Below are 25,931 nucleotides of genomic sequence, written 5' to 3' on the forward strand. Positions count from 1 at the left end.
GAGACGACACGACACCCCGTCTCTGCCACCGAGGCACCGGCACTATGCCTGACCAGCGGAAACGCACCCGTCACTATCGGAAAGACAACGGCTTCTGAGGGCTGCACCAACGCCTGGAAGCTCTGGGAGGAGATCGTCCCGCTGGGTTACAAGGGCAGCTACCAGCGCGTCCGCGCCTACCTGCGTCAAAAGCGGACCTCTCCCCAGCCCGTGACCGCGCAGCCGCCGTCGCCCCGCACCGTCGCCGGCTGGATCCTTCGGCGGCCCACCGCGTTGTCGGAGGCCGAGCAGCTCCAGCTCAAGACCGTCCTGGCCCACTGCCCCGGACTCGACGCACTCACCCGGCACGTCCGGTCCTTCGCCATCATGCTCACCGAGCGCCAAGGCGAGCGACTCCCGGAGTGGCTCGACGCCGTCCGCCAGGACGACCTGCCCAGCCTCCACACCCTCGCCGCGGGCATCGACCGCGACCGGGACGCCGTGATCGCCGGCCTCACCCTCCCCTGGAACTCCGGCGTCGTCGAAGGGCACGTCAACCGGATCAAGATGCTCAAGCGCCAGATGTTCGGCCGAGCTGGCTTCCATCTCCTCCGCAAGCGCGTCCTGCTCTACTCATAGGACGTCACCTTCTGATCGCGTCCATGCACGTCGCAGGGCGGACAGACTCAGACCGCCATGAATCGGCCCAGCTCGCGCGACTTGTACTGAAGGGCAGCCACCCAAGTCGCCTCAGAGGAAACCGGGGCAGCCGGCACCTGGAGATCCTTGAGGCTGCCGCCCTCGGCAGAGCCTGATGGCTGCCAGTTCACCTCGATGCCTGCCCTTTCCGCCAGGACCAGCACCGTGGCGACGAAGCCCTCGGACAGGGCAGCCATGACTGCGTGGGTTGTTCTCCGATGCCACGCGAGCAGGGCGTCGACGAACTCCTTGAACGCGACGGGGTCGATCTGGCACTCGTCAGCCTGCATCGGTCCGATACCGGACGGCAGACCCAGTTCCGCCTGGTAGAGACTCACCTGGCCCAGGAACAGCCGGGAGGCCCCGTTCGATGGGTTCCACAGGGTCTCGTCGCCTATGTCGTAGTACTGGCTCATGCGGCCCCTCCCTGCTGGCCATACCGGCCAGTGTCGCGAGCACATGAGACTACGGTCAGTCACCCCTCCACGGAAAGTGAGCCAGAACCCGTTCTCGTGAACAAAGCCACACTCGGGGTCCAGCTCGTCGGCGTAGCCGGTGAGGAGGCGGCGCAGAGCGCCGTGGTCTGGAGACAGCCGGTGTCGTCGCAGGGGCAGGCGGTCCAGCCAGCGGCGATGGCACGCAACAGGAGGGTGACGGCGGCGGCGGGCATTATCAGCAGGTCGGGACGACGGGGCAGCGGCAGGGACGGCAAGCCGTTATCGTCGGCGTGGTCGATGTGGTCGCTCATTCTGTTCTTCGAATTTCGTCAGTGAATTCGCGTGTGGGGTCGCGCACATAGAAATTCCCGGCCGCTTGGGGGCGGCCGGGACTTCGTTTTCGGCGACGCGGAGGGCGCCGCGGTGTGGCTATAGGCCTTCCAGGTCCATCCACGCGATGTCGTTGAGCTCGACGTCGAGGCCGCGGGCGCGGTGGCCGTTGTCCTTGAAGTAGTGCTCGCGCAGGCCTTCGGCGAGGATCCGTTCCTGCTCGGCCTGGCCGGCTCCGGCGTCGCGGGCCTCGTAGAGGCGGCGGGCCACAGAGCCGGGCATCTTGTGGGTGATGGTGCGGGGGCGGGGGTCGTCGGTGGAGCCGGCTGCCGAGCTGTAGCCGAAGGTGCCGGAGATGTGGAGCATGAAGCCGTTGGTCTCGGCGGCGTTGCGCACGCGCTGCTTGACCTTGGGCTGCCACTTCGCGCGGACCCGCTCCTCGACCTTCTTCGCCGCGGCGGGCTTCGGGGCGGCCTGGCCCTTGAGCCAGCGCTGCACGGTGCGCTGGGAGACGCCCAGCTCGGCGGCCAGGGCCCTGGTGGAGCCCTTGGCGCCCTTGAGCAGGAACCGCATCCGGGCCTGGACGGACTGCGGGATCGGGCGGGTGCGCTCGGCGCGCTCCAGGCCCTCGTCGATCTCGCCCAACGTAGGTCTCCTTCCGTGGTGGTGGCGGTGGTGGGGGCCGCCCGGCGGCCGGCGCCGGGCGGCCGGGGTTCAGCGGGTCCAGCCGATGAGGGTGAGGCGGTGGCCGCGCTCTTCGAGGTCGCGGCGGGAGACGGCTTCCTCGCGGGCGTGGACCAACGGCAGCGCCAGGTCGCCGCCGTCGCTGGTCGGGACGTCGTTCCACATGCCGCCCTGGTCGTCCAGCCACAGGGCGGTGTGGTCCTCGCCCGGCGCGGCGGCCGGCGCCACGATGCCCGCGGCCTGCGCGGCGCGCAGCCAGGTGTCCGCCTGCTCGGTCAGCTCGGCCCGGATCTCCGGCTTCAGGCGGACCCAGGTGACCGATCCCGGCCTGGTCTGGTGCCAGTAGGCGGCGGCGAGCTGCTCGGCGCGCGGGTCGTGCTCCGTGTGCTCGTACTCAATGAGTTCCTCCCCTGTGTTCCGGGCCGCCGTTTCCGGCGGCCCGCTGCTGATGGGTCGTGCGGTGCGTACCCCGGCCGGGCCCGCGTGGCGCGGGTCCGGCCTGGGCACCTGCGGCCGGGGTGCGGCTACTCGTCGGCGGACACCTGGCCGCCGGTCTTGATGTGGCGGGCCGGGTTCGCGTCGTCGGCGAGCAGCTCGGCGATCTCGGTCATCGGCCGGGAGCCTTCGAACTTCACCAGGCCGGGGCTGACGCCGAGGCGCAGCGAGGTGGTGAGGGTGCCGTCCGGTTTGGTGAGGATGTCGAGGGCGCCGGGGCCGGGTGAGGGGAAGACGGCGCAGTCGGAGAGGACCGCGAAGCAGTGGAGGCCGGTGTCGCCGGCCATGCGGCGGAGCTTGCGGTGGAGGTTGACGGTGGCGGTGTCGATGACCAGGGCGCGCATCAGCGGGTCCCAGGTCGGGCGTTCCAGGGCGGCCCAGCGCTCGCCGGGCTTGTAGCCGTGGCCGCGGGGGCGTTCGCGCATCTTGCCGATGGCCCCCTTGGCGGTCTGCTTGATCGCGGTCAGGACCGCGAGTTCGGCCGGGTCGCCGGCCTTCAGGTTTGCCATGGCGTCCAGGAAGGCGAGCGGGTCGGCGTTGAGCGGGACGCCGAGGGCGGCCATCGTCTCCAGGTACGCGGCGCGCAGGTGCTTGTGCCAGGGGTCGAGGTAGGGGCCGGACTCGTGGCGCAGCCAGCCCTCGGTGGGCTGGACCTTGGCGCCGAGCTCGATGGCGTAGGCGACCTTGGCCGTCGAGTACCAGGCCGGCCCGGTCGGCCGGGAGCCGTCGGGGGTGAACGGCGACGGGAGGAGCGGGTTGGTGTCGACCCCGGACAGGTCGACCAGCCACGACCCCGGGATCTTCGGGTCGAAGACGGGATTGAGCTCGTGGACCGGCCCGGACAGCGGCAGCACCAGACGGCCGGCGGCGGCGAGGAACGCCATGTTGACGTCCAGACCGACCGCGAACGGCGCTGCGGCTTCCTGCTCGGTGAGCGGGCGGTGCCAGTCCCAGGCCTCGGTGACCAGCTCGCCGCCTACCTCGCGGCCCTCGGCGAGCGGGTGGATGTCGGGGACCTCCGGCGGGGCCGGGTCGAAGGCGTCCTTCGGTCGGGAGCCCTCCACCGGGCCGGAGGTCCAGCCCGTGCCGGTGCGCACCGCGCGGGTCGGCGGGCGCAGCGCGGTGACGAGCTCCAGGCCGGAGACGGCGGTGGAGCCGCGCGGGGTGAGCACGCGCTTCGCGTAGGTGCCGAGCAGGCGGGCCAGGCCGGGGGCGTCGAGGCGGTCCGGGACGGCGGACCAGTCGCGGGTGGGCAGTGCCCCCCATGCCGGGATGCACAGCTGCACACACTGGCGTTTGCCGTCCTCGGGGGTGCGGTAGATCCGCGCCCACGGCCCGAGGCCGCGCTGGGTGAGCTGCCAGCCGGCCTTCTCCAGTGCCTTGACCGTCTTGTGGGTCTTCGGCAGCTGTCCGAGCCGGGGGACGAACTCCTTCTTCTCGTCCCGCCCGAGCGGGGGCAGGCCGAGCTCGGCGAGGGCGGCGTCGGTGAGGACGACCAGGGCGTCGCCGTCCTTGCCGTGCCGGTGCAACCTGGGCGAGCCGAATCTCTGCTCCAGCGCCCACTCCACGACAGCGGCGAGCGTGCGGCCGACCGGAGCGGTCGAAGCCTGGGTGCCGTCGGCGAGGTAGGCCACCAGTGCCCTGCCGGACGGGGCGACGTCCAGCACCGCCAGCGGCCCGGCCGGGAAACGCGCGGCGGCGGCCTGCTCCCAATCAGCCGGCCCCTCGGCGGCCGGCTTCTTGGAGGACGGCTTCTTGGCTGCCGCCTTCCGGGCCCGCGACAACGAGCCGGCGACCGGACGCGACGGCGCGCCACGGCGCGGGGAAACCGCCGGACCGGCTCCGGGGGCGGTCGGCGCCGCTACGGGGGCGACGTTCGGATGGCGGGCGAGCGCCTCCAGCGCGGCCCGCGAGGGCCCGGCCGCCTCCACCCCGGCGTGCCGTTCCACGACCGGAGCCGGCGGGGGGTGCTCGACGGTGGCGGCCTGGGCGGCCTGCACGAGCCCGGCGACCGACGACGGCGGCCCAACCGCGGGGACACACCAGCCGCCCATGTGCGTCGGACGGCCCTGCGCGCGGTACGGCGTCGGCCGCCCGCACCGCACACACGGCCGTGGCTGCCCGGCGACCAGGTCCCCGGCCGCATCCCGGTCGAGCTCCACCACCTGGTCCTGACGCTCGCCGCCGAACGCCGCCGGCACCACGGGAGCGGGTACCTGCGGAGCCACGTCAGCCGGGGCGACCGTCGACGGGCCGTCAGCCGGGGCCTGGACGGCGGCGGGTGCGAGGCCCGACGCCTGGGCCCGGCGCAGCCACTCGGCCGGCTCGACAGTACCGTGGCGCAGCGCCAGCGTCGCGAGGAAGCGGATGTACACCTCGCGCTTGGGCGGGCGCGGGTCGCTCGACCCGGCCTCCCAGCGCACGATCGTCTCCCGCCGCGTCTTCAGCGCCTTCGCCAGGTCTTCCTGGGTGTACTCGCCGAGCTTGCGCAGCCTCTCGCGCTCGGCGGGCACCGGCAGGTCCTCCGCCGGCTTCGGCCGCTCCAGCAGCGCGTCGATCGCCGCGAATAGGTCGTCGCTCATCGACACCTCCCCTCTCACCAACCAGCCTAGCGCGAAAGTCACTCGTGGATGTAACTTTCTTTGTCACTTTCACTCTTTTGAGCATGCCGCAGTCGGCCCAGCCGCCACGACCGCCGAGGACAGACTGTGCCCCGAGGGCGACCATGCTCGTTTCCCCGGCATGAGCCACACCGGGGTACGCGCCCGGGCGCACCAGCCCCGGCCCGCCGACCCACGCGCCTCAAGGAGGACTTCGTCTGCACATCGCCGGCCGACGGGCAGCGGTACGGGGAGCGGACGGCGCCGTACCCCCGGCCGACGCCTCGGCTCCTCCCCCACGAGCGCGCCGCCGCTGCCCGGCCGGGGGCTGCGGCAGGGCCCACCGGTCCTGCGGACAGCCCGGGCGTGAAGCCAGACAGGGGACGGGCAGGCACCCGACCCGCCTCCCCGCCGGTCGAAGGCGCGTTCGCCGCACGGCACCGGTCGGGGACGACCGCCCGAGGTGCCGCGGACGGCCGTCCGCCGCAGTCCCAGGTATCCTCGACCGCCGGCCCTGCATGTCGAGCTTGATCAGACACGAGGCGATGACCCCCTCGTTGCGGCCGGACTCCTGCGACAACTCGGCGAACGACATCCCCGTCATCCCCGTCGGCCGGCGCACCGGGACGGCGGGCGAGCGCAAGCGCCAGATGACGCGGCTTCACCTACCGCGACCCCAGAGGCCGGGGCAGTCGATGAGCTACGAGCAACCGTCCGTACAGCCATACGTTCGACAACAGGTTTCGGCCGAACCAGAGCGGCCTGCGGTGAGCACCGCAGCTCTGTGTGCTGTCGGTTACCCCTCCCCCACCCTCTGCCGGGGTCCCGGCCGTCGCGATCGAGACAACCGGCGCCCCGACACCGACACGAGTCGTCAGCCCGGGTTCCTATGCCGACGCAAGTTGGGAAACCCGCTCAGCGACGCACTGATGCCCGACGCGCGACCAGATGGGAGATGCGGGATGCCGACGTGTACCCGTCGGGCCAGGACGACCCGGCGCTTGTGCCGCCGGGAGGCTGCCGAGTGGCCGCGCTACGACGATCTCCCCGCCCCCGTGGTCGCGTGCGCCGGCCACCTCACGCCGGCGGAATGGGCCGCCTGCCAGGAGGCCCGTGCCCGGGCGGGCACCGAGTCCGCGGCCCGTTGGGCGGCGCGGCGCAGGCGGCCGCGCGCGACGAGCAGGGCCAGCAAGCGCATCCGGCCCCGGCCGTGGCGCGCTACGTCGCCCGGCCGTGCACTGGCGGGTGCATCTCCCAGGAACGCGCCTGGGGCCGCGACGCGGACAGCGCCTCCAGCCTGTGCGCCGCCTGCGACGGCTACGTGTGCGTGATGTGCGGCCACGTGGAGGTCGACCGAATCCTCGACATCTGCGGCGAGTGCGAGGAACCGGAACCAGGGGGCGACGAGGAGCCGGACACGCTCCGGAACGATGAAACCGACACCGGGCCCGAGCCGCGCATGCGACTCAACGCGATGGTGAACCAGCTCGTCACGGCCACTGGCACCACACACCGCGATGTCAACGCCCGCATCAACCGGATCGCCGGGGTGCACACCCGCGCAGGAGCCGACGAGCAGGTGATCCGCCGCGCCGCCCGGGTCACCCGCGACTGGCTCGACCGACTCCCCCCAAGCCCGCGGACGAACACCGCCACCCCACCCCACGTACCCGATCCCGGCACAGGGACGGTGCACCCGGCGCCCACCGAACGCACTGCACGGGGCGAAGGCGCTGTGCCCGCAGGCAGCCGGGTACTGCCGTCAGCACCCGCGGACACCGTCACCGGTGCTGCGCAGGAGCACGCGGAGATGACCGTGACCGTCCGACTGGCCGGCCAGAGTGCCCGGCGCCTGCGCCGCAGGGCCGAGATCCAGCAGCGGCCCGTCGAGGAGGTCGTGGCTGAGTGCATCAGCAACGAGATGCGCCGGGACGTACACCGGGACGTACACGAGGCGCTGTACAGCGTCAGTGACACGTACGCGGCCGCCCTCGACGCTCTCGCCGAACACCTCGCACTCGTTGTCCGCGAACCGTGCGCCCCGCCCCCCGCACCGCCGCACGTGTGATCGCCCGGGCAACCGCCGAACGCCGTACGCCTCCCGGCCCGAGGAACGGCATCGACGCACGCCTGGACAGCTCGACAGGATGCGGGCCGGGCCCGCCGCTGAGTGCGGCACACACCCCGATGCCTGCCACGACCCTCGGACATCGCCTGTCGCGTCCTGGACACCGCCGCCGGCCGTGAACACCAGGGACGACCTGGACCACGTCCCACCGTGGCCGCTGGTCCGCCCGGGGCGGGGCTCCGGCCGCCACCTGTGCGAGGCCGCCACACGCCCCGTCACTTCATCGCCCCGACATCCGGGTCAGTCCCGCGCCCCCTCCATCTCCCGGTCGTCGTAGATCACCCGGCACCAGCGGTCGAGCGCGCGGACCTGCACGTCGATCTCGGCGCGGCCGGCCGCGTCTAGCTGTTCGAGCCTCCAGGTCCACCAGCGGAACAGGCGTGCGCAGGCATCCTCGAACACGGGCAGCGACCACTCGCCCCATCCGTGGACGTCGCCGACGGTGCCTGCCATGGAGCGCAGGGAGCCGATGGTGCGCAGCATGGCGTCCTTGGTGGTGAGGTCGAAGCGCCCCACCCAGGCGGCCAGTCGTTCGTCGGGTGGGTTGATGTGGGTGCCGGCCGTTCCCCAGCGGTCGAGGATCTCGGTGCGGGTGTACAGCCGGGTGGTGTCGGCCGGTCGGGTGGTGCTGTCGTGGACCAGGGCCTGCCCGCACAGGAGCTGTCCGGCGTGGTGCGGGTCGGGTTCCTGCCAGGAGAGCATGACGGGCCGTGTCCCGGTGGCCGGGGGTGCGGGGGCCTGCGCCGTCGCCGGGGTGGCCGGGTTGCCGCGGGCGGTGTCGGGTGGCGGGCTGGGGGCTTGGGGCCGGGGGCGCCGGTCTCCCCGCAGCAGGTGTGCGGTGAGCTCGCGCAGTTCGGGCAGCGGCCTTCTCGCGCCCAGGAGCGCGAAGAATGCCTGGGTGTCCCAGACGACGGCCGCGCCGGGGCGGGCGCAGTACCAGCCGAGGTGGGTGACGCGGTGGGCGTCGTGGTAGTCGAGGAGTGCGTATCCGCACAGCTGGTACACGTCGACGAGGGGAAGCTTCCCCGGGTGGATCGTGGTCTTGACGTCGATCAGCCGGCCGCCGGCGATCCAGTCGCCGTCCGCTCCCCCGACGTCCTCACTGCCCTCGAAGGTCGGGGCGAGGACGACCTGCTGCGGTGCGGCGTGCGCGCGCAGTGCGGCCAGGCCCCGGTCGGCTGCGGCGGCGACCCGCACGACGTCGCGTACCTCGTCCTCGCTCGCCAGGTGGAGGAGGTCCTCGAGGCCGAACCCGGGGTGTGCGGACCTGACCAAGGTGGCGACCGAGGGGTCCGGGCAGCGGAACGCCTCCTCCGCGATCGCCGCCGCCAGACACAGCCGCGCCAGGCGTTCCTCGACGGCCGCCTCGCGCACCACCGGGCGCGTGCGGTCGTCCAGCCGGTGGTGCAGCGCGGCGTGCCGCAGTTCCTCCAACGTCCGTGACACGGCTTCGGCCACGGCCCGGCCGGCCGCGGAGTCCGTTCCCAGGACATCGGCGCTCACCTCGGCGCCCCGCTCCGCCGCGCGCCCGCGCGGCACCTGCGCCCGCATCGCGCACCGCAGCCGGTGGTCGACCGCCGTACCCACCAGTGACCGGCGCAGGACGGTGCCCGGTGCGACTGCCCCGGCCCCCGGGGCGTCGGGCGGGAGCGCGGCGCGGAAGGCCGCGCGCAGGCGCCGCACATCCGGCAACTCCTGCACCAGGAAACGTCTCAACGGCGACTGCGGAGCGTCCAGCATCGACGTCAACGTCATGGGCGCACCGTAGCCCGCCGCACCGACACTCGACGGTGGGCGCGGTGAAGGGACGGGCCCGCCGGGGCGGGGCGGACGGCCTACCGCCCCCGGGGACGGCGGCACACCCCTGCGAATGCCTCCCCCGGGGCGTGCCTGGGGCCAGGGTGTGCCCCCCGGGGGCCGGCCCTGCGAGGAGCAGCGGCACTCCCCTCCCCAGAGGCCGGGAACAGCCCTGGCTGCGACTGGCGGGACGTCGCAGCCAGGGCTACCGGACGGCCCGGAGCCGGAGCAGCACGGCAGCACGCAGCAGAGCGGCGCCGCTCTCTCCCGGGACCGGGGCAGCGTGCCGGCTGGCGGGCCCGGGCCGGAGCGGCAGGGCGGCGGCGGCAGAGCGCGGGACGAGGTGCAGCACGGCGGCCAGCGGGACACGGGCCGGGGCCGGCGGGCAGGCGAGGACGTCGGGCTCGGGGAGCAGCCGGACGTTCGGGCCCCATCGAAGGCAGCGGCAGCCCGGGGTGAGCGCGGAGCAGCGGGGCTGCGGTGCGGGAGGACGTCCGCACCTGCCTGAACGAACTCCGCATCGTCTGCCAGTGCTGCGCACACGGCATCGACGCCGGCCGCAAGCCCGACGCACAGGCCGACCGCCGCCCCCGCTGCTGCGCGGTCGGAAAGTGCTGCCGCAAGCGCCTCTCCCCGCTAACGCTTGCCTACATCCACTCCGTGTTGAAGTCCGCCCTGGAGCACGCGGTACGCGAGGAAGAGATCCCGCGCAACGTCGCCCGCAACGTCCGCACCGGCACACCCCGCCCCCGCCGCTTCGAACCCCTCACCACCGACGAGGCCCGCGCCTTCCTCTCTGCCGCGCAGGGGCACCGCCTGCACGCACTGTTCGAAGTGGCCCTCCGAACCGGGCTCCGCAAGGGCGAACTCTTCGGTCTGCGCTGGGAAGACATCGACCTGCCGGGCGGCACCGCGAGCATCCGCCGCACCCTCCAGCGCACCAGCGCCGGCGGCCTGAGAGGGTGTTCGATACCGATTTAGGCTGCTGCGAGGGGTTTCGGGCGGAGGTATTGCCCGGCTCTGTCCGGGGCGGCGGTCAGGCGGTTGGTCATGGAGTTGACCATGGCCCAGTGGATCATCGAGCGTGACCGGTCCGGCAGTTCCTCGTAGTCGCGGTGGAGCCGCCGGTACCGGGACATGATCCCGAAGGTCTGCTCGAGCCGCCAGCGGATCGGCTGGACGACGAATCCCTTCTGCTCCTTGTCCCGGGCCACGACCTCGACGTCGATGGCGAGGGCGGCGCCGTGCTTGACGACACCGTTGTTGTAGCCGGCGTCGACCCAGGCCTTGGTCACCATGGGCCACCGGTCGGCGAGGGCGTCGAGGACCTGCTTGCCGCCGGCGGAGTCCTGGACGCCGGCGGCGGTGACGATCAGGACCAGGAGCAGGCCGAGGGTATAGGTGGCGAGGTGGCGTTTGCGGCCCTTGACCTTCTTTCCACCGTCGTAGCCCTGGCTGTCGGCCGGGGCATTCGGCGAGGCCTTTACGGACTGGGCGTCGATGACCGCCGCGGTCGGCAGGATCCGGCGGCCCTTCTTCGCCCGCAGCTGGTCACGGAGCGTGTCGTGGATCTGCTCGGTGGTGCCGCCGCGTTCCCACTCCTTGAAGTAGCCGTAGACCGTGGTGTGGGGCGGGAAGTCGTGCGGCAGGTACCGCCAAGCGATCCCGGTCCGCGCGACGTAGAGGATCGCGTTCACCACCTCGCGCAGTTCGGTGGTCGGCTCACGGCCTTCGCCGCGAGCCGACCGCCAGCGCAGCAGCGTCGGCTCGATGAGCTGCCACTGATTATCCTTCAGGTCCGAGGGGTACCGGCGTCGTTCCGTCACGGTTGATCAATATCGCGGACACGGACCCGGCCGCTACGGGATCCTGGAACCGAGTCCGTGCCGCCTCGATCAAAGCCGGACAGTTGGGGGGATTCCCCTATCGAACGCCCTCTGACCACCCTCCCCACCAAGACTCTCAGCTCCGAACGCCGGATCGCCCTGCCTACCTCCTGTCTCACCTCGCTGCGCGCCCACCGCGAGCAGCAGGCTCGGGAGCAGGAGAAGGCTGGCGGGAGCTGGAAGGAGAGCGGCCACGTCTTCACCCGGCCCGACGGCCACCCGATCGAACCCGCCACGCTCTCGCGGCACTTCAGGGCGCTTCTTCGCCGCTCCCGCCTGCGAGCGATCCGGATCCACGACCTGAGGCACTCGGCCGCGACCCTGCTCCTGGAACAAGACGTCGAACTGGTCGTCATCAAGGAGCTGTTGGGTCACGCGCACATCGGCGTGACCGCGACCGTCTACGCCCACGTCCGCCTCCGCCTCCAGCGCGACGCCATCGACCTCCTCGGCCGCGCCCTCCGCAATCCCTTTGAGGTCATCAGCAAACCCGACGACGGCGACGGCCCGCCGCTTTGTGCAGCCCCCGTCCGCTGACGTTGCCGTCAACTACTGCCGTCAGACGCCCTGTGAGCGCAAAACAGCCCCGCCGGGAAACACCGGCGGGGCTGTTTTGCCATGGACACACTTAACTAGTTTCCCGCGCGTATCAATCTCACAACAAGAGGCAATACAGACTCATTAGCGACGGAGCATCAAGCCCGGACAGGGCAACTTAACGATTCTCCCCTTCCGCGAGCAGGGCTCGAAGGCGCCTAACTTCATCCACAAGGCGCGGTACAGCCTCTCGCGCCATTGCAATGAAGGCCGCATTCTCATCCCATCGCTCATCGCCGGAGTCAACATAGCGCGGATGCTGAACCAGCGTCGCAGCAACTATCTCTCGGTGGTCAAAGTTCGGCCACCTCTCCGCCTGACCAGTGTCGGGAACGGTGCTTACTGCCACCAGATTCATGGCAGAGTCATCATCCAATGTCCTGACAAACCAAGGCGCCGGAGTGGCCGCAGAGCACAGCTCCTCGATCTCATCAAGCTCATCTTCACGCATCAAGCCACCTTCTGCCAGCACTTTCACTCGCCGAAGGCGGTCCGCAAATTGTCGAGCGGACCGCCCCCAAGCATGGTCAACTAATATCTTTCACTCGAGTACCCGAGCCTATCGATATTCTTATAGAACCGCTTGTCGTTTGTGATAATCGACAAGCCGTCCTGTATTGCCGAATGCAAGACCGAAGCGTCGTCGTCGGCAATCATCGGATTGAAGGACTTACCCTTCCACATGGCCCTGAGGCGGGCCTGGAGAGAAGAAACGCCGTCGCTAGTGGAAGCGGGGCCCATTCGGCCTCCGCGAGCCGACAGCCAGCTACTAATGCCCTCCGCCGAGTGTCCACCTTCGAGGAGTTCACGATGCGCGGTCGGCGAAAGCACAGGCGCACGCCCCGCCAAAGCGGCATCTACTTCGGCAGTCTTCGCGCCTGATAGCGCATCCGTCACAGCATTCGTGTCAACTGCCACCTCGCCACAGTTGTGGACCAGGACCGGCGTGGTCCCCGCCAGCACATAGTACGTGTGGAGTTCGGTGACGGTCAGGCTGTACATGCGGGCCTGGCCGTGGAGCGCGTGTACGGCGGTGATGGTGACGGGTTGGCCGTCGGGGGTGGTGAGGGCGTGTCCGACGGTGAGGTCGCCCGCCATGACCCAGTCGTGGGTGGTGTCGTCCCAGAAGGGGTGGTTGGACGTGGTCTTGATGGTGGTGGTGACGCCGCTGGCCTTGACGGTGACGTCGACGAGGTCGTCGTCCTCGTGCGACCACTTGGCGGTGACCGTGCGGCCGTCCTGGTCCTTGCCGGTCCACTGGTCGGCGGCTTCGACGCGGTCGCCGGGCGTGACGGCGGCGATCGGCTTGGTCGAGCCGTCGGCCATCAGGACGGGGGTGTCGGGTGTGAAGCTGCAGGGCGTTCCGAGGGGTTCCTCGGGCGGTGTCGGTTCGGCCTTCGGAGTGGCCGGAGGCTTCGGGTCGGAGGGGGCGGTTTTGGGAGCGGTGGGGCGAGTCGGTTCGACCTTGGGCGCTCCCTTGAAGAGGCTGGTCAGCGCCTTCCGGATACCACCGGCGTTCTTGATCGCCTGTGTGGCGGCCTTGGCGCCCTTGATGAGGCCGACGCCGTCGGCGCCGAGTTCCACGACGGTCTCGATGACCTCTCCGGCGACGTAGTAGGGGTCGTCGTGAGGGATGCCGACGAGGTCGGCGATCGGGTGCTCGGTGGTCTGCATCGGGGTGATGCCCGGGAAGACCGGGACGCCGGTCTGCTGGCCGACGGCCTCGTTGACACCGGAGAGGATGTTGTTTCCGGCCGCGTAGAAGCTGTTCACGGTGATGTAGCCGACGGCTTGGTCGACGAAGCCCGCGGCGGTCTTCCCGACGGACTTGACCGCGGACGTGACCCACTTGGGCCAGAGGCCGTCGGCATCCGTCAGGTTGACCGGATTGTTGCTGGCGTAGGTGTAGCCGCCCATCTGGTTGGCGTCGCCGGCCATGAGCACCGGGTCGGCGGTGAGGAAGCGCCCGAGGGTGGCGTCGTAGTTCCGGGCGCCCAGCAGGTTCAGGCCGGTGGCGCCGTCCAATGGCTGGCCGAGGTAGCCGCGGTTGTCCGACCAGGTGGCCGGGAGCGGTCCGCGCGGCGCGCCGTACGGGTCGAAGGAGCGGCGCGTGATGGCCCTGGTCGCCGCGTCCACCTGGAGGGAGGACGTGTTCTGCGGGTTGTGGAACTGGTAGGTCAGCGCTCCGGCGCTGGAACGGACGGCCGTCGTTCCGTCCGGCTGGGGATAGTAGCGGTTGCCGCTGACGGTGGTTCCGTCGGCGGACAGGATGATCTGCTCGGCGCCGCCGAACAGGTAGAGGATGGTGCCTTCCGCCCCCCGCTGGACCAAAAGCGTGCCGGACGCGTCGTAGAGGTAGCTGGAGGTCTTGGTGCGGGTGCCGTCGGCAGTGGTGACGGTCTTGGTGCGGCCTTCGAGGTCATAGGTGAATGCTTGACCTGCCCCGTTGGTCGGCTTGCTGCTGTGGTCCCCCCACTTCTGGTTCGCGGCGGCCTGGTTGCAGGTCCACAGAGTGACGCGGGCGCCCGGAGTGGTGCTGCTCCACGGAATGTCGACGCACATCCCGGATTCGTGGACGAGTGAGCCGTCGGCGGCGGTGTGCCAGCGCTGGCTGTCACTGCCGTCGCAGGCCCACAGTTCGAGCTGGGCGCCCTCGGTGGCCTTGCCGTCGACCGGGCGGGCGCAGGCGCCGAGTACGCGCAGTGTGCCGTCCGTGTCGAGTGTCCACTGCTGGGCGCCGCCCTCGTGGCAGGTCCACGTCTCCACGGGCGTGCCGTTGGTGTTCGTGGCGCCGGTGGCGTCCAGGCAGAGCGGGGTGGTGCCGGTGGGGAGGGCCGAGGGCAGGGTGGTGGTGGCGGTGGTGCTTCGCGAGGTGGTGTTGCCCTGGGCGTCGTACTGAGGCGTCAGGCTCGCGGTGTAGTCGGGGCCACTGGGCCCGTTGACGGTGGCGGGCCACCTCTGGTGCGCAAGGCCGTTGCAGGCCCAAAGGCCGAGCTGGGTGCCCGGTGTCCCGTTCGCCCCGGGGATCTCCAGGCAGAACGTGGAGGAGTGGACGAGGGCGCCGTCGGCACCGTCCGTCCACTGCTGGCTGTTGCTGCCGTCGCAGGTGACCAGCTCGACCTTGGCGCCCGCGAAGCCGTTCCCGCCGACTGGTCGGGCGCACTTGCCGAGGGCACGCAGGGTGCCGTCGCCCGGACGGGTCCACTTCTCGGATCCGCCGTCGTGGCAGGTCCAGGTGCCGACAGGGGTGCCGTCGGAGGTCCGGGCTCCCCAGACGTCCATGCAGAGCGCCGTACCGTCGTCCGCGGTCTGGCCCGAGGTCAGCCGGACGGTGGCCTTGCCGGTGCGGGTGGTGACGTTGGTGACGGTGTTCGGCTTGGCGGCCGGGACGCGGCCCTCACCCGGGTAGTGGCTGGTCTGGGTGATGTCGCGGGCGGTGTCGCCGGTGACGTCGTGCTTGACCTGCTGGGTCCGGTCGCCGAGCTGGTTGTACTGGTAGGTCTGCCAGTACGGGGCCGGACCGCCGATGGTGGCAGGACCGGGGTCGGCGTTGTTGCACCGGGAGACCGCCCCGGCGGTCGGCTGTGTGACGCCCCAGGTGTCGGTCCACGCCTCCACGAGGCGGTTCAGGCCGTCGTAGTGGAAGCACTGGGTATCGAACGTCTGGTCGATGCCGCCCGAGGACTGCAGCTCCGAGGTGTAGGCGAGGTTGCCCGCCTGGTCGTACCCGTAGGAGGTGGACGAGACCGGGTTGGCGTCGGCCTCCTGGAACATCACGTCGCTCTTGGTGAGGCGGCCGGTGATGTCGTCGTACTGCGCGCCGGAGCGCAGGAGGTAGTTCTCCGCGCCGAACTGGGAGCGCAGGATCCGGCCCAGGGGGTCGTAGTTGGCCAGGTGGAGGGTGGTGGTCCGACCGCGGGTGCCGACCACGTAGCCGAGGTCGTTGCGGGAGTAGCCGTAGTCCTCGGCCGGCAGGTTGCCCTCCGTTCCGTACGTGACGCCGGACGGCAGGCCGAGGTTCTCCTGGTACCACAGGGTCTGGCTGTAGTCGCCGGCGAGCTTGCCCTCACCGGCGGGGATGGTGGTCGTGGTGCCGGTGGGCTGGTAGCGCTCGGTGTAGCCGTTCACCTTCTGGACGTACGCGTCCCCGTTCGCGCCGCCGACATAGCGGGTGGAGGAGGTGGGATAGCCCTTGGCGGGGGTGTCGTAGGTGAAGGAGGCGAGCAGCTTGCCCGGGTCGTCCGTCCTGTCGCCCGCGTAGCGGCCGGTGACACGGCCGAGCTGGTCGTAGGTGAACGACAGTTGCGTGCCGCGCCCGTCGGTCGTCTTCGCGACCCGTCCGAACTCGTCGTACGACGTCGCGGAGGACCCGGTGTCCGGGTCGGTCTGGGAGACGCGCCGGCCCTGGATGTCATAGCCGTAGGACCAGGTGTTGTGGGCGTCGTCCTGGATGGTGGCGAGCTGGCCGCGCTGGTCGTAGGTGTACCGGGTGGTGACGTCGCCGGTTGCGCTGCCGCCGTGGAGGACGGAGGAGGTAGTGCGGCCCAGCGCGTCGGTGTAGACGGTGCTGGGCGTGCCCCCGCTCGGCGGTGTGCTGACCGTCAGGTCGGCCCCCGGGTAGGCCGTGCTGGTGCGCCAGAGCTCCTGGCCCCGGGAGTAGAGCACGTTGGCGGTCTTCCGGCCGGCACCGTCGTACAGGAACCGGGTCTGGGAGGGCGCGTCGCTGTCCCGCTCCTCGAAGAGGGTGGTGCTCGGCCCTCCGTGGTCCTTGTCGTACCAGGTCGCCGTGGACTTGGTGACCTGGCCGAGACTGTCGTACCGGGTATGGGTGAGGACGCGGCCGGCGGCGCCGTTGGCCGGCATGCTCTGCGTCTGGCGGGGCTGAAGGAAACCGTCGTAGATGGTGACGGAGGTCTCCCAGTTCCCCGATTCGTGCAGTGCCCTGGTGGTGACGGTCGGTGCCGGGGCCCGGGAGTTCGGGTCGGTGCTCACGCCGTGCGTGTCGTACTCGAACGTCCGGTCCGCGGGCCTGCCCTTGGCGCGGGCGTTTCCGGGCAGCCAGACGGCGGTGCGCCGGCCCAGCGCGTCGTAGGTGGAGTCCGTGACGCGGTCGTTGGCGTCGACTGCCTGGGTGACCAGGCCGCGGGCCGGGGAGACGACGCTCTTGGCCCTCCAGTTGAGCGCGTTGACCGTCGATACCTCCGACGGCAGTACACCGGTGGCAGGGCTGTAGGAGCTGGTGTTCACCCCGTTGGTCGCGTCGACGCTGCGTACGACGCGCCCGTAGCCGTCGTACGCCTGGGCGGCGAGGGTCTGGTAGACGGCCTTGCCCTGGGCGTCGTACGCCGTGACGTTCTGGGTGGCGGTGGGGTAACCGAACGTTCGACCGTTCTGCCCCAGGACGCCGGGAACACCGGGATTCTTCGGGTCGTCGCTGCCGTCGTAGACCACCTGGCGGTCGTTGACCACCGTGGTGGCGGAGGCAGCGGTACCGCACGCTCCGGCCACGGTCTTCACCGCGCTGGGGTAGGCGAGCATCATCGGATTGCTCGCCGGTGCCGCCGCGTAGAGCGTGGTGGTGCAACTGCGATTGTCCGCGCTGGTCACGTCGGGCTGCGCCTCGACGGTGGCGGCCCGGCCCAGTTCGTCGTAGGTGGTGCTGGTGCGTGCGGTCCGCCAGGTGCCGTCGGCCAGCAGAGTGCTGGAACGCGCCTCGGACGACTTGGGTCGGCGTGCCTCCAGGTCCGGCAGCGTGGAGAGCGGCTTCTTCGGGTCCGAGCTCCAGGCGGACCGCTTTCGGGTGGCGATCGCCTTGTCGGCCGTGCTCATGCCGGTGAGCTGTTTGGCGATGGCGGGTCCGCCGGCCTCCCGGTAGGTGATGGCCTCCTGCGGGGTGCCGGAGAGCCAGGCGGAGTCGGTGGCCTCTTCGCCGGCGGAGGTCCTCAGCTTGATGCTGCGGAGCGTGCCGTCGGCGCGGCGGTCCTGGTCCATGCCCTGGAAGTAGGACACGGACGTCTGGCCGAGCGGGTCCGGGCCGTTGGCGGCACCGGTGGTGGTGGTGACGGTGCGGTAGCCGCGGAATTCGTTCCAGGTGCGGTACTTGTCATCCGTCAGGTCCGAGTCGTCGCGGTGCCAGGCCGCGCCGCCGCTGTAGCTGTAGGACGTCTCGCGGGCCGGCGAGGCGGCCGTGGTGTTGTCCGCGGCGGTGACCTTGGCGACCAGCGTCTTGTGGAACCAGTCGGCGATCGGGGCGGCTCCGCGGGGCGGGGTCCAGTAGACCGGGTAGCAGGCCAGGGTGTTGCTGTCGGCCGAGGCCGGCATGACGCCCTTGGTCCGCGAGCACTCCGGGTCGCGGTAGGTGACGGTGACCTGCGTGCCCGACTCGGTATTGATGCCGATGATGCGCGGTCGGTAGAGGGGCGGCGCGGGCGGGTCGAGGCCGTCGACGCGATTGTTGAGCTCGGTGCCGGCGAAGGTCACCGGGTCGAGGGTGATCGGGCCCGCTCCGCCGGCCGAGGTGTCGAGGGCGGTGTGCCGGATCTCGGACAGCCACATGACCGACTGCAGTGAGCCGTCGCCGTAGTTCGGGTCGCCGGGCTTGCCGGTCGCCGGGTCGATGATCGCGCCGGCCTTGGAGAAGATGTGCTTCAGGTCGTAGCGGTCGACGTTCTGCCAGCCGCCCTGGGTGCGCAGCTCGGTTCCGATGCTCAGCAGGCGTTTGGTGGACCAGAACGTCGGCGAGCCGATCCAGCAGACGTTGGCGCCGGTGCCGCTGGTCACCCAGCCTTCGGGGCAGGCGAGGTCGTACGGGACGTCCGGCCAGTCCTTGGCGGTGGTGGCGGACAGGTTCTCCGGTCGGCAGGTGGTGTCGGAGACCACGCACCGTTCGGCGGTGTTGAAGGTGACCCTGGCGGAGGGTTCACGGCCGGCGACGGCGTCGGCGAGCTGGTAGCCGTAGGAGACTCGGCTGAGGTAGCCGCCGCGGGTGTAGGGGGTCAGCGTTCCGGTGCCGCCGGTCTTGGCGGCCTGGCCGGCGCCCATGGCGTAGCGGTTGGTCTCGGTGGCCCAGTCGTAGCGCTGCAGGTTGCCGTTGGGGTCCACGACGAAGTCGAGGTTGAACCGCCATCCGGGCTGCTGGTCGCACTGGGAGTTCTTGCCCTTGGCGGCCGTGTAGCAGGGGTCGGCGCTGTTGGGGTGGTAGACGGGAGTGCCCCAGGCGCTGTTGGTGGCGCCGTCGGAGGTGGTGCCGGGGGCGTGGTTGAGGCCGAAGTAGTAGGCGGTGCCCTCGGTCGTGGTGACCTTGAAGTACTCGCCCTGCCACAGGCCGTTGGCCGCGCCGGTGAGGCGCTCGATGCGGGTGCCGTCGTCGCTCAGGAGGTGGTAGACGCCGGTGTCGTCGCGGACCAGCTCTCCGGAGTGGGAGCCGAGCGACAGTGTGGCGCTCCAGCCTGTCCAGCACTGGTCGCCGGATCCGTCGATGCCGCTGTTCTGGCAGGATTTGTAGGAACGCTCGACGAAGCCGGGGCTGTACGACCAGCCGTCACCGATCCACGACGCCTGCGAGTTGCGGGCGGAGGTCGAGCCGTCGACGGACTGGGAGTTGTACGCGAGGTCGACCCCGGGGGCCTCCCCGCCGACCGACGGTGGCACGGAGATCGGGTACGAGTAGGTGAAGGCGCCGGAGGCGCTCTGCGTCCACGAGCCGGAGGACGAGAGGTCGGTCGCGGTGTAGGAGCCCTGGGAGCCGCCGACATCAGGGACCGCCGCGAGGGCCGTGCCGCCGCCCGCCGGCGCCGGCGCCGGGCTGAGGGCCGTGGCGGGGGCGGCCTCGGTGGGGGCGCCCTTGGCGAGGGAGCCGTGGGCGGGGGAGGCCTGGGCGGGAGCCGCCGTGTCGCCTGGGAGGACGACTCTGCCGGTGATCCGCTTGGTGGCCGGGTCCAGGGTGGTGTCGATGGGCGTGCGCGTACGGCACTCGGCGAGCTGCGGCGTGGTCAGCGCGCAGTCCGGCATGGTCACCAGCCGCAGCCGGGAGGCGTAGCCGCCGCCGTAGGCGTCGGCGATCGAGCTGTAGTCGAGGGAGACGTCGAGGCCGGCGGCGTCCTTTCCGCCGTCGGATCGCTTGAGCCCGACGAGGAGACCGTCGACGTTCGCCTGCTGGGCCTGTGCCCGGTCGGCGACCTTGACCTCGACTGCGCCCGGTGCGCCATCGGCCGGGGTCTGCGGGTCGTTGCCGGCAGTGCTCTGCGTCGTGGCGGGCGAGGCCGGGGCAGTGGGGTGGGTGCCGAGCAACACCGGGGTGGACCCGGCGCGGACGGCCGTGTCCGTGCCGTTCTTGCCGCCCACGATGTCGGGCCGGTTCTTCAGATCGACGGTGATCGTCGCCGGTGGGGGCCACTGGACGGGGTCCGCCTTGAAGGGCTGCAGGTCGTGGGAGCCCGCGGGGTGCGGAAGCTGCTCGGGCTTCCGCTTCTTGTCGGCGTCACGGCCACCGACTGTGGGCAGTTCGGGCAGCGGGGACTTCGCGTCCTGGTCGGCGGCGCGCGCCGTCCAGGCGACGCCGTAGCCGGTCAGGGGAACAACGAGGGACAGCGCGGCGGTGAGTGCGGTGATCGTCAACGCATTTCGCCAGGGCACACCCCCTCTTCGTGAGCAGTTGGCGGATCGTCCCCAACCGGATTGCATGTGCCGCTCCGTGTCAATGGAATTGAAATGGGTCTGTGACCTGCGGTGATGATCGAGGCAGAGGAGTCCCATGGTGATCGCCGGAACCGTATTGCCAGTCCGCGTTCGGACGCAATACCGTTCGGCTGCTTACCGATGGCTGAATTGATGCGACATCAACTGATGGCCGATCGGAAATGGCATCAAATTGGACAAAGGCCCTCCCCGTTCGCCGGCATCGGTGATGCGAGTCACATCAGCCTGCTCTGGACGGGGAGAGTCGTGCTGTGAAGGTGAACTGACACACGATGCGAGAATCCCATCCACCGAGATGGCTACGGGGTCGACTGGCGAGACGCCTGGCTCCCCTGGGTGCCGTCGGACTCCTCCTGGCCACGTCCGGAGTCGCGCTCGCGGCCGTGCCGGCTCCCCAGGCTGCGCCGGCTCCGGGCCACAGCAGCGCTCAGCCGGCGCCTGCCGCCGGCGCGCTGGAGACCGCGCTGCGGAAGGCGAAGGCCACCGGGAAGCCGGTCCCCGTCGAAGAGCTGACGACCGAGACCTCCCTCACCGTCGCCCTGCCGACCGGAAAGCTCGCCCTCACGAGTCATTTGCTGCCGGCGAGGGTGAAGAAGGGCGGCGCATGGGCCGATGTCGATGCCACGCTCCTTCGCGGCGCGGACGGGACGTTCGCGCCGAAGGCCACGCCGTCCGGTGTCACCGTGTCCGGCGGCGGCACCGGGCCGCTGGCGACGCTTACCGATCGGCAGGGCCGCGGTCTCGCTCTGACGTTCCCGGTGAGCCTTCCCGCGCCCGCCGTGGACGGTGACACCGCCGTCTACGCCGAGGTCCTGCCGGGAGTCGACCTCCGGGTCGAGGTCGGCGACCAGGGTTCGGTCCGCGAGGTCCTCGTCGTCAAGAACGCCACGGCCGCCGCCAACCCGGCGCTGAGGTCGCTGCGGTTCGGCACCGCCACGAAGAACCTCGTGGTCTCCGACGACGGCCACGGAAACATATCCGCCGCCCCAGCGGGTGGGGCACCCGTCTTCCAGGCGTCCGCGCCGATCATGTGGGACTCGGCTTCTGAGGCTCCCGCCCCCTCCCCCGCACCCGTCAGGGCGGCGGTCAAGGCGGCCGCGGGTACCTCTTCGGCGGCCGGCGCGCCGTCGGCCGGAGCCGGCAGCGCGTCGTCGACCGACGCCCCCGGCGCGGGCGCGCACGTGAAGCCGATCGGCGTCAGCGTCGACTCCTCGGCGCTGACCCTCACCCCCGATGCCGATCTGCTCGCCGGCAAGGACACCGTCTGGCCGCTGTACATCGACCCGACGTTCCAGCCGACGCCGGCCATGGGGACGAACCACTTCGCCCAGGTCATGTCGGCGTCGGAGTGCGCCAACGTGTCGACCTACGACAAGCCCCAGAGCAACGGCCAGGGAGTGGGATTCCAGCACTACGAGCGGCCCAACTGCTACGGCATGGAGCGCTCCTACTTCGAGTTCGACACCAGTGGCGTGACGCGCGAGATGTACATCGCGGAAGCCAACATGTACGTCACCGAGTCCTACGGGGCGGCACACGACTGCAACGCCACCGCTCCGGTCTGGCTGAAGTGGACCGGCGGCATCGACGGCGCGACCACCTGGAACCGGCAACCGGACATCTACCGGCACCTCGGCGATGCGATGTGGCCGAAGAGCGCCTACGGCGGATGCGGGGCCCAACAGATCGTCTTCCCGGTGACCAACGAGCTGCGTGAGGTGGCCCAGCAGGGCATCCAGCGGTGGACGGTCGGCCTGATCGGCGACGAGAACACGTCGACCGACGTCAATCACTTCATGCGGGTCTTCCCCAACCCGTACATCATGGCCACGTACGACATCGCGCCCTACACCCCGAGCGACATCGACATCAGTCCCAGGCCGAGGAATCCTGACTCGGAGTGCGGCAATGACCAGACAGGCTGGATCGGCCAGACGGTGCCGCTGCCGGACGGCACGTCCGACATCTGGCTGAAGGCCTGGGCCAGGACTCCCATGCCCGGCACCAACATCGCGGTCAACTTCCACATCTGGGACAACATGACCGCGGGCGAGAACGGCGCGCCCGCCGGCGGAATCTGGCGAGCGAGCCAGCCCATCCCGCCGGGCGGCGGCTGGGGCCAGGTCAACCTGGGCTTCCAGGCGCAGGACGGACACCAGTACGTCTGGGACGTCCGGTCCAGCGACGGTGTCCTGGAGAGTCCTCCGACCGGCTTCTGCTACTTCAACGTCGACCGCAGCGCGCCGACGCTCGCGAACATCGCGCCCTCTTCGGTGTTCCCGCCGCTGGGCAGCGGCATCAAGCCCACCGGCCACGCCGGCGACCCCGGCCTGGCCATCCGTGTGACCAGCACCGACCCGGTGCCGGGCGGCTGCACCCGCGGCAGCTGCATCGCCAGTGGGGTCGAAGGCTTCCAGTACGCGCTCGACGACACCAGCTCGCCGAGCGGCTACGCCAGCCAGCCGGCCGGCGGTGTCACGGCCGACGGCAGCGCCTACGCCGACATCCCGATCTCTCTCAACCGTGACAACTGGGGCGTGCACCGGCTCTACGTCCGCGCCGTCGACAGGGCCGGCAACTCCCAGCCGGACTGGGCGGTGTACGAGTTCTACGCTCCGTGGAACCCGGCTACCAAGCCCGTCGCCGGGGACGTGACCGGGGACGACGTCCCCGACTACCTGGTGCCGGCCTCCGACGGCTCCCTGGGCCTGCTCGCCGGGAACAGCGACTTCACGGCCCAGCCCGGAACCGCCTCCACGAGGGAGGCCAGCCCTCGCCGTGACAGCTGGAACAACTATCTGCTGGCCCACCGGGGTTCGTTCACCGGCAACAGCGTCGACGACCTGATCGTCTACGACAAGGCCGAGAAGCAGCTCTTCTACTACGTCAACGACGCGGCGATGGTGCCGCAGGGCGTGACGGGCCACTACACCCAGGTACCCATCCAGATCGGCACGACCGCCGGCGTATGCAGCCGCGGTATCGACGGCACCTGGCAGAACATCACCCAGATGACCGCGGTCAAGACCGCCAACGACACCGGGCAGCCCTACCTCGTCACCATCGAGAAGGGCCAGCTGCTCTACTACGCGCCCGGCGGGGCCGGCGACTGCCGCTTCCAGGGCGGCGTCAAACTCGGCGCCGCCGACGACTGGAGCGGCTTCACCCTCCTCTACCCCGGCGCGGTCAACGGCGAGCCGGCGCTCTGGGTGCGCGACAGCGTGACCGGCGCCGTCACCAGCCTGCCACTGCCCATCGACTCCACCGGAACGCTCAAGCCCGGCTTCACGCCCCTGGCGACGCCCGCCCGCCAACCCCTGGTGTCCGCCCTGAAGGACGCCAACGGCAGGAGCATGTGCGCCGACATCGACCACGGCTGGACGGCCAACGGCACCGCCGCCCAACTGTGGGACTGCGCCGAGGGCGACCGCGGCAACCAGCGGTTCACCCTCGGTACCGACGGCTCCCTGCACGTCCTCGGCAAGTGCCTGGACGTCACCGGCGGTAATACCGAGAACGGTTCACCCGTGAACCTGTGGGACTGCAACAACAGCCCCGCCCAGAAGTGGGTGCCCGTACCCAACTCATCGCTGCTGAAGAACCCGAAATCGGGCAAGTGCCTCGACGTGCCCCGCGCCGACGCCACCGCCGGCAACCACCTGGGCATCTGGGAGTGCCACGACGGCGCGAGCGAGCAGTGGACGGTCCCGACCGCCCACACCGCGCTGCCCCTCGGGTTCGCCTCCGACGTCTTCACCAACGTGGACTCGGCCGGCGACATCAATGCCGACGGGTACCCCGACCTGAACGTCACCGTCTTTGACGGCCGCGTGATCCAGTACCTGGGCAGCACCCCCGACGGCGGCGTGCCGCAGTTCGGGGCGGCGCAGGAAATCTCGGGCGCCCGGCCCGTCAGCTACAACATCAACTCCGCTCGCAACCCGTCCCGTTGCCTCGACAGCTACGGCGCGCCCGACAGCGGCCCGCTCGGCTTCTACGACTGCTGGAGCGGTACGAACCAGAAGTTCACCTTCGCCTCCGACAGCACCCTGCGAACCGGTGGCAAGTGCGTCACCGTTCGCGACGACCGGACCGACTGGGGCGCGCCGGCGGCCATCGAGACCTGTCGGGGCAGCCGCGGCCAGGTCTGGACGTACCGCGGCGACGGCACGTTGTACAACCCCGCGTCGAACGCCTGCCTGGAGCTGCCCGGCTGGAACGACGCCAACGGCACCGTTCTGGGCATCTGGCAGTGCACCCACGACAGCAGTGGCGCAGCCGACGCCAACCAGCGATGGTCGATCTACCCCAACACCGCCTGACCATCCCCCTCGAACGGTAAACGGGCCCGCGACGCACATCGCGTCGCGGGCCCTCAGTCGTCAGCAGAGCGGACCCCAAGGACGTTGCCGCATTCACCGAGCGGGCCGCCGGGTTCGCCGGGAGCGCCGAAGCCCAGTCGGCCCGTGCCAGACAGGCCGCGGCCTCGACCCGCCGCCCCACCGAAGAAGCGACCCGGGCCGCCACCGCCGCCACGTCGCAGGCAGCTGTAGAGCAGTCGGGCAAGGCCCGGGCGGGCCGATCCGCACCACCCCTGATCCGTGGCCTCCCCCCACCCCAATCCTCCGCCGACCGCCGGGAAACGACCGGCGATGATCGCGGCAAGGATGCCCTCCTTCAGCCCGACCGGAGCAGGAGCCAGGCGAGTCGATGGACGCTGTAGCCGGGGTCGGCGGCGTCCTCCCCGCGCCTGCGGCAAGACGAAGGGCCACCCGGCCTACTCCTACCCGCGCCTGCGGGGATGCCCGCCGGGCGCGGACCACCTGCGTTCCCGAACCGACGGCGGACACACCGAAGATTCTTCGGCACCAGGTCGTGCGACAAGCCCATTTGAGGCGTGAATGGCAGCAAGATTTCCTGCCGCGGGGCACGACGTCGAGGTCCCGGACCGGCGGCCCAACTGACACCGAAGCTTTGCCGGTGGTGCCCACTCCTCGCCCGCGACCTCGGGCCAGAGGGGATGAGCGACCTACCCTCGGCCTGACGTCCAGCCAGACGGGCTGCGCCCTGCCGAGTGTGGAGCGCTCAGGCACCGGAGGGTGCGACAGGAGGTTCGGGGGCGTCTACAGGCCTTCCACGTCCGTCCAGGAGACGTCGTTGAGTTCGACGTCGAGGCCGCGGGCGCGGTGGCCGTTGTCCTTGAAGTAGTGCTCGCGCAGGCCCTCGGCGAGGATCCGTTCCTGCTCGGCCTGGGAGGCTCCGGCGTCCCGGGCGGCGTAGAGCTTCTGGGCGACGCTGCCGGGCATCTTGTGGGTGATGGTGCGGGGGCGGGGGTCGTCGGTGGAGCCGGCCGCCGAGCTGTAGCCGAACGTGCCGCTGATGTGCAGCATGAAGCCGTTGGTCTCGGCGGCGTTGCACACGCGCTGCTTGACCTTGGGTTGCCACTTCGCGCGGACCTGCTCCTCGACCTTCTTCGCGGCGGCGGGCTTCGGGGTGCTCTGGCCTTTGAAGCCGTTGTCTTTCCGATAGTGACGGGTGCGTTTCCGCTGGTCAGGCATAGTGCCGGTGCCTCGGTGGCAGAGACGGGGTGTCGTGTCGTCTC

The 25,931-nt window shown here is 70.7% G+C and carries 13 protein-coding genes and 1 pseudogene; 5 read left to right on the forward strand and 9 right to left on the reverse strand.

Annotated features, from left to right (window positions below; all coding sequences use genetic code 11):
• Positions 1-210 precede the first annotated feature (210 nt).
• Positions 211-618, forward strand: coding sequence for a transposase (locus tag ABZ495_RS34385; RefSeq protein ID WP_359839818.1), 408 nt, complete (start codon positions 211-213; stop codon positions 616-618).
• Between the two features lie 47 nt (positions 619-665).
• Here ABZ495_RS34385 and ABZ495_RS34390 read toward each other — a convergent pair whose 3' ends face one another.
• The 4 genes from ABZ495_RS34390 to ABZ495_RS34405 form a co-directional block, all read right to left on the reverse strand.
• The gene (locus ABZ495_RS34390; RefSeq protein WP_359839820.1) at positions 666-1,094 is read right to left on the reverse strand and encodes a DUF6086 family protein; all 429 of its coding nucleotides are present in this window, start codon (positions 1,092-1,094) and stop codon (positions 666-668) included.
• A 450-nt stretch (positions 1,095-1,544) separates the two neighbouring features.
• Entirely contained in the window at positions 1,545-2,090 is a 546-nt protein-coding gene (locus tag ABZ495_RS34395) for a helix-turn-helix domain-containing protein (protein ID WP_359839822.1), read from the reverse strand.
• Between the two features lie 69 nt (positions 2,091-2,159).
• Positions 2,160-2,636: a hypothetical protein gene (locus ABZ495_RS34400; protein WP_359839823.1), complete on the reverse strand. Its 477-nt coding sequence runs from the start codon at positions 2,634-2,636 to the stop codon at positions 2,160-2,162.
• Positions 2,637-2,653: 17 nt separating this feature from the next.
• On the reverse strand, positions 2,654-5,206 hold the full coding sequence (locus ABZ495_RS34405; protein WP_359839825.1) for a helix-turn-helix domain-containing protein: 2,553 nt from the start codon (positions 5,204-5,206) through the stop codon (positions 2,654-2,656).
• 1,162 nt (positions 5,207-6,368) lie between these two features.
• Here ABZ495_RS34405 and ABZ495_RS34410 point away from each other — a divergent pair.
• On the forward strand, positions 6,369-7,292 hold the full coding sequence (locus ABZ495_RS34410; RefSeq protein WP_359839827.1) for a hypothetical protein: 924 nt from the start codon (positions 6,369-6,371) through the stop codon (positions 7,290-7,292).
• Between the two features lie 300 nt (positions 7,293-7,592).
• On the opposite strand, the gene ABZ495_RS34415 is transcribed toward ABZ495_RS34410, so the two are convergent.
• Positions 7,593-9,107 (reverse strand): hypothetical protein, encoded by a 1,515-nt coding sequence (locus ABZ495_RS34415; RefSeq protein ID WP_359839829.1) that lies wholly within the window; start codon positions 9,105-9,107, stop codon positions 7,593-7,595.
• Positions 9,108-9,635: 528 nt separating this feature from the next.
• On the opposite strand from ABZ495_RS34415, the pseudogene ABZ495_RS34420 reads away from it, so the two are divergent.
• Positions 9,636-10,106, forward strand: a pseudogene (locus ABZ495_RS34420) (tyrosine-type recombinase/integrase); the annotation flags it as partial.
• A 20-nt stretch (positions 10,107-10,126) separates the two neighbouring features.
• Here the strand turns inward: ABZ495_RS34420 and ABZ495_RS34425 are convergent.
• Positions 10,127-10,975: an IS5 family transposase gene (locus tag ABZ495_RS34425; protein WP_359839830.1), complete on the reverse strand. Its 849-nt coding sequence runs from the start codon at positions 10,973-10,975 to the stop codon at positions 10,127-10,129.
• 9 nt (positions 10,976-10,984) lie between these two features.
• Here ABZ495_RS34425 and ABZ495_RS34430 point away from each other — a divergent pair, with 9 nt between their 5' ends.
• The gene (locus tag ABZ495_RS34430; RefSeq protein WP_359839839.1) at positions 10,985-11,572 is read left to right on the forward strand and encodes a tyrosine-type recombinase/integrase; all 588 of its coding nucleotides are present in this window, start codon (positions 10,985-10,987) and stop codon (positions 11,570-11,572) included.
• A gap of 178 nt (positions 11,573-11,750) precedes the next feature.
• Here the strand turns inward: ABZ495_RS34430 and ABZ495_RS34435 are convergent, their stop codons facing one another.
• Both ABZ495_RS34435 and ABZ495_RS34440 read right to left on the reverse strand, forming a co-directional pair.
• Positions 11,751-12,083 carry a hypothetical protein gene (locus ABZ495_RS34435; RefSeq protein ID WP_359839832.1) on the reverse strand — a complete coding sequence of 111 codons (333 nt, stop codon included), beginning with the start codon at positions 12,081-12,083 and terminating at the stop codon, positions 11,751-11,753.
• An 80-nt stretch (positions 12,084-12,163) separates the two neighbouring features.
• Positions 12,164-20,248, reverse strand: coding sequence for a ricin-type beta-trefoil lectin domain protein (locus ABZ495_RS34440; RefSeq protein WP_359839834.1), 8,085 nt, complete (start codon positions 20,246-20,248; stop codon positions 12,164-12,166).
• A 464-nt stretch (positions 20,249-20,712) separates the two neighbouring features.
• On the opposite strand from ABZ495_RS34440, the gene ABZ495_RS34445 reads away from it, so the two are divergent.
• The gene (locus ABZ495_RS34445) at positions 20,713-24,651 is read left to right on the forward strand and encodes a ricin-type beta-trefoil lectin domain protein (RefSeq protein WP_359839835.1); all 3,939 of its coding nucleotides are present in this window, start codon (positions 20,713-20,715) and stop codon (positions 24,649-24,651) included.
• A gap of 801 nt (positions 24,652-25,452) precedes the next feature.
• Here the strand turns inward: ABZ495_RS34445 and ABZ495_RS34450 are convergent.
• Positions 25,453-25,887, reverse strand: coding sequence for an XRE family transcriptional regulator (locus ABZ495_RS34450; RefSeq protein WP_359839837.1), 435 nt, complete (start codon positions 25,885-25,887; stop codon positions 25,453-25,455).
• Positions 25,888-25,931 lie beyond the last annotated feature (44 nt).

The organism is Kitasatospora sp. NPDC005748 (assembly GCF_040630735.1).
In the GTDB taxonomy this organism is placed as follows: domain Bacteria; phylum Actinomycetota; class Actinomycetes; order Streptomycetales; family Streptomycetaceae; genus Kitasatospora.

Coding starts and splice junctions, on each gene's coding strand:
- ABZ495_RS34390 (WP_359839820.1), bottom strand. CDS start 1,094: ATGAGCCAGTACTACGACATAGGCGACGAGACCCTGTGGAACCCATCG.
- ABZ495_RS34405 (WP_359839825.1), bottom strand. CDS start 5,206: ATGAGCGACGACCTATTCGCGGCGATCGACGCGCTGCTGGAGCGGCCG.
- ABZ495_RS34415 (WP_359839829.1), bottom strand. CDS start 9,107: ATGACGTTGACGTCGATGCTGGACGCTCCGCAGTCGCCGTTGAGACGT.
- ABZ495_RS34435 (WP_359839832.1), bottom strand. CDS start 12,083: ATGCGTGAAGATGAGCTTGATGAGATCGAGGAGCTGTGCTCTGCGGCC.
- ABZ495_RS34450 (WP_359839837.1), bottom strand. CDS start 25,887: ATGCCTGACCAGCGGAAACGCACCCGTCACTATCGGAAAGACAACGGC.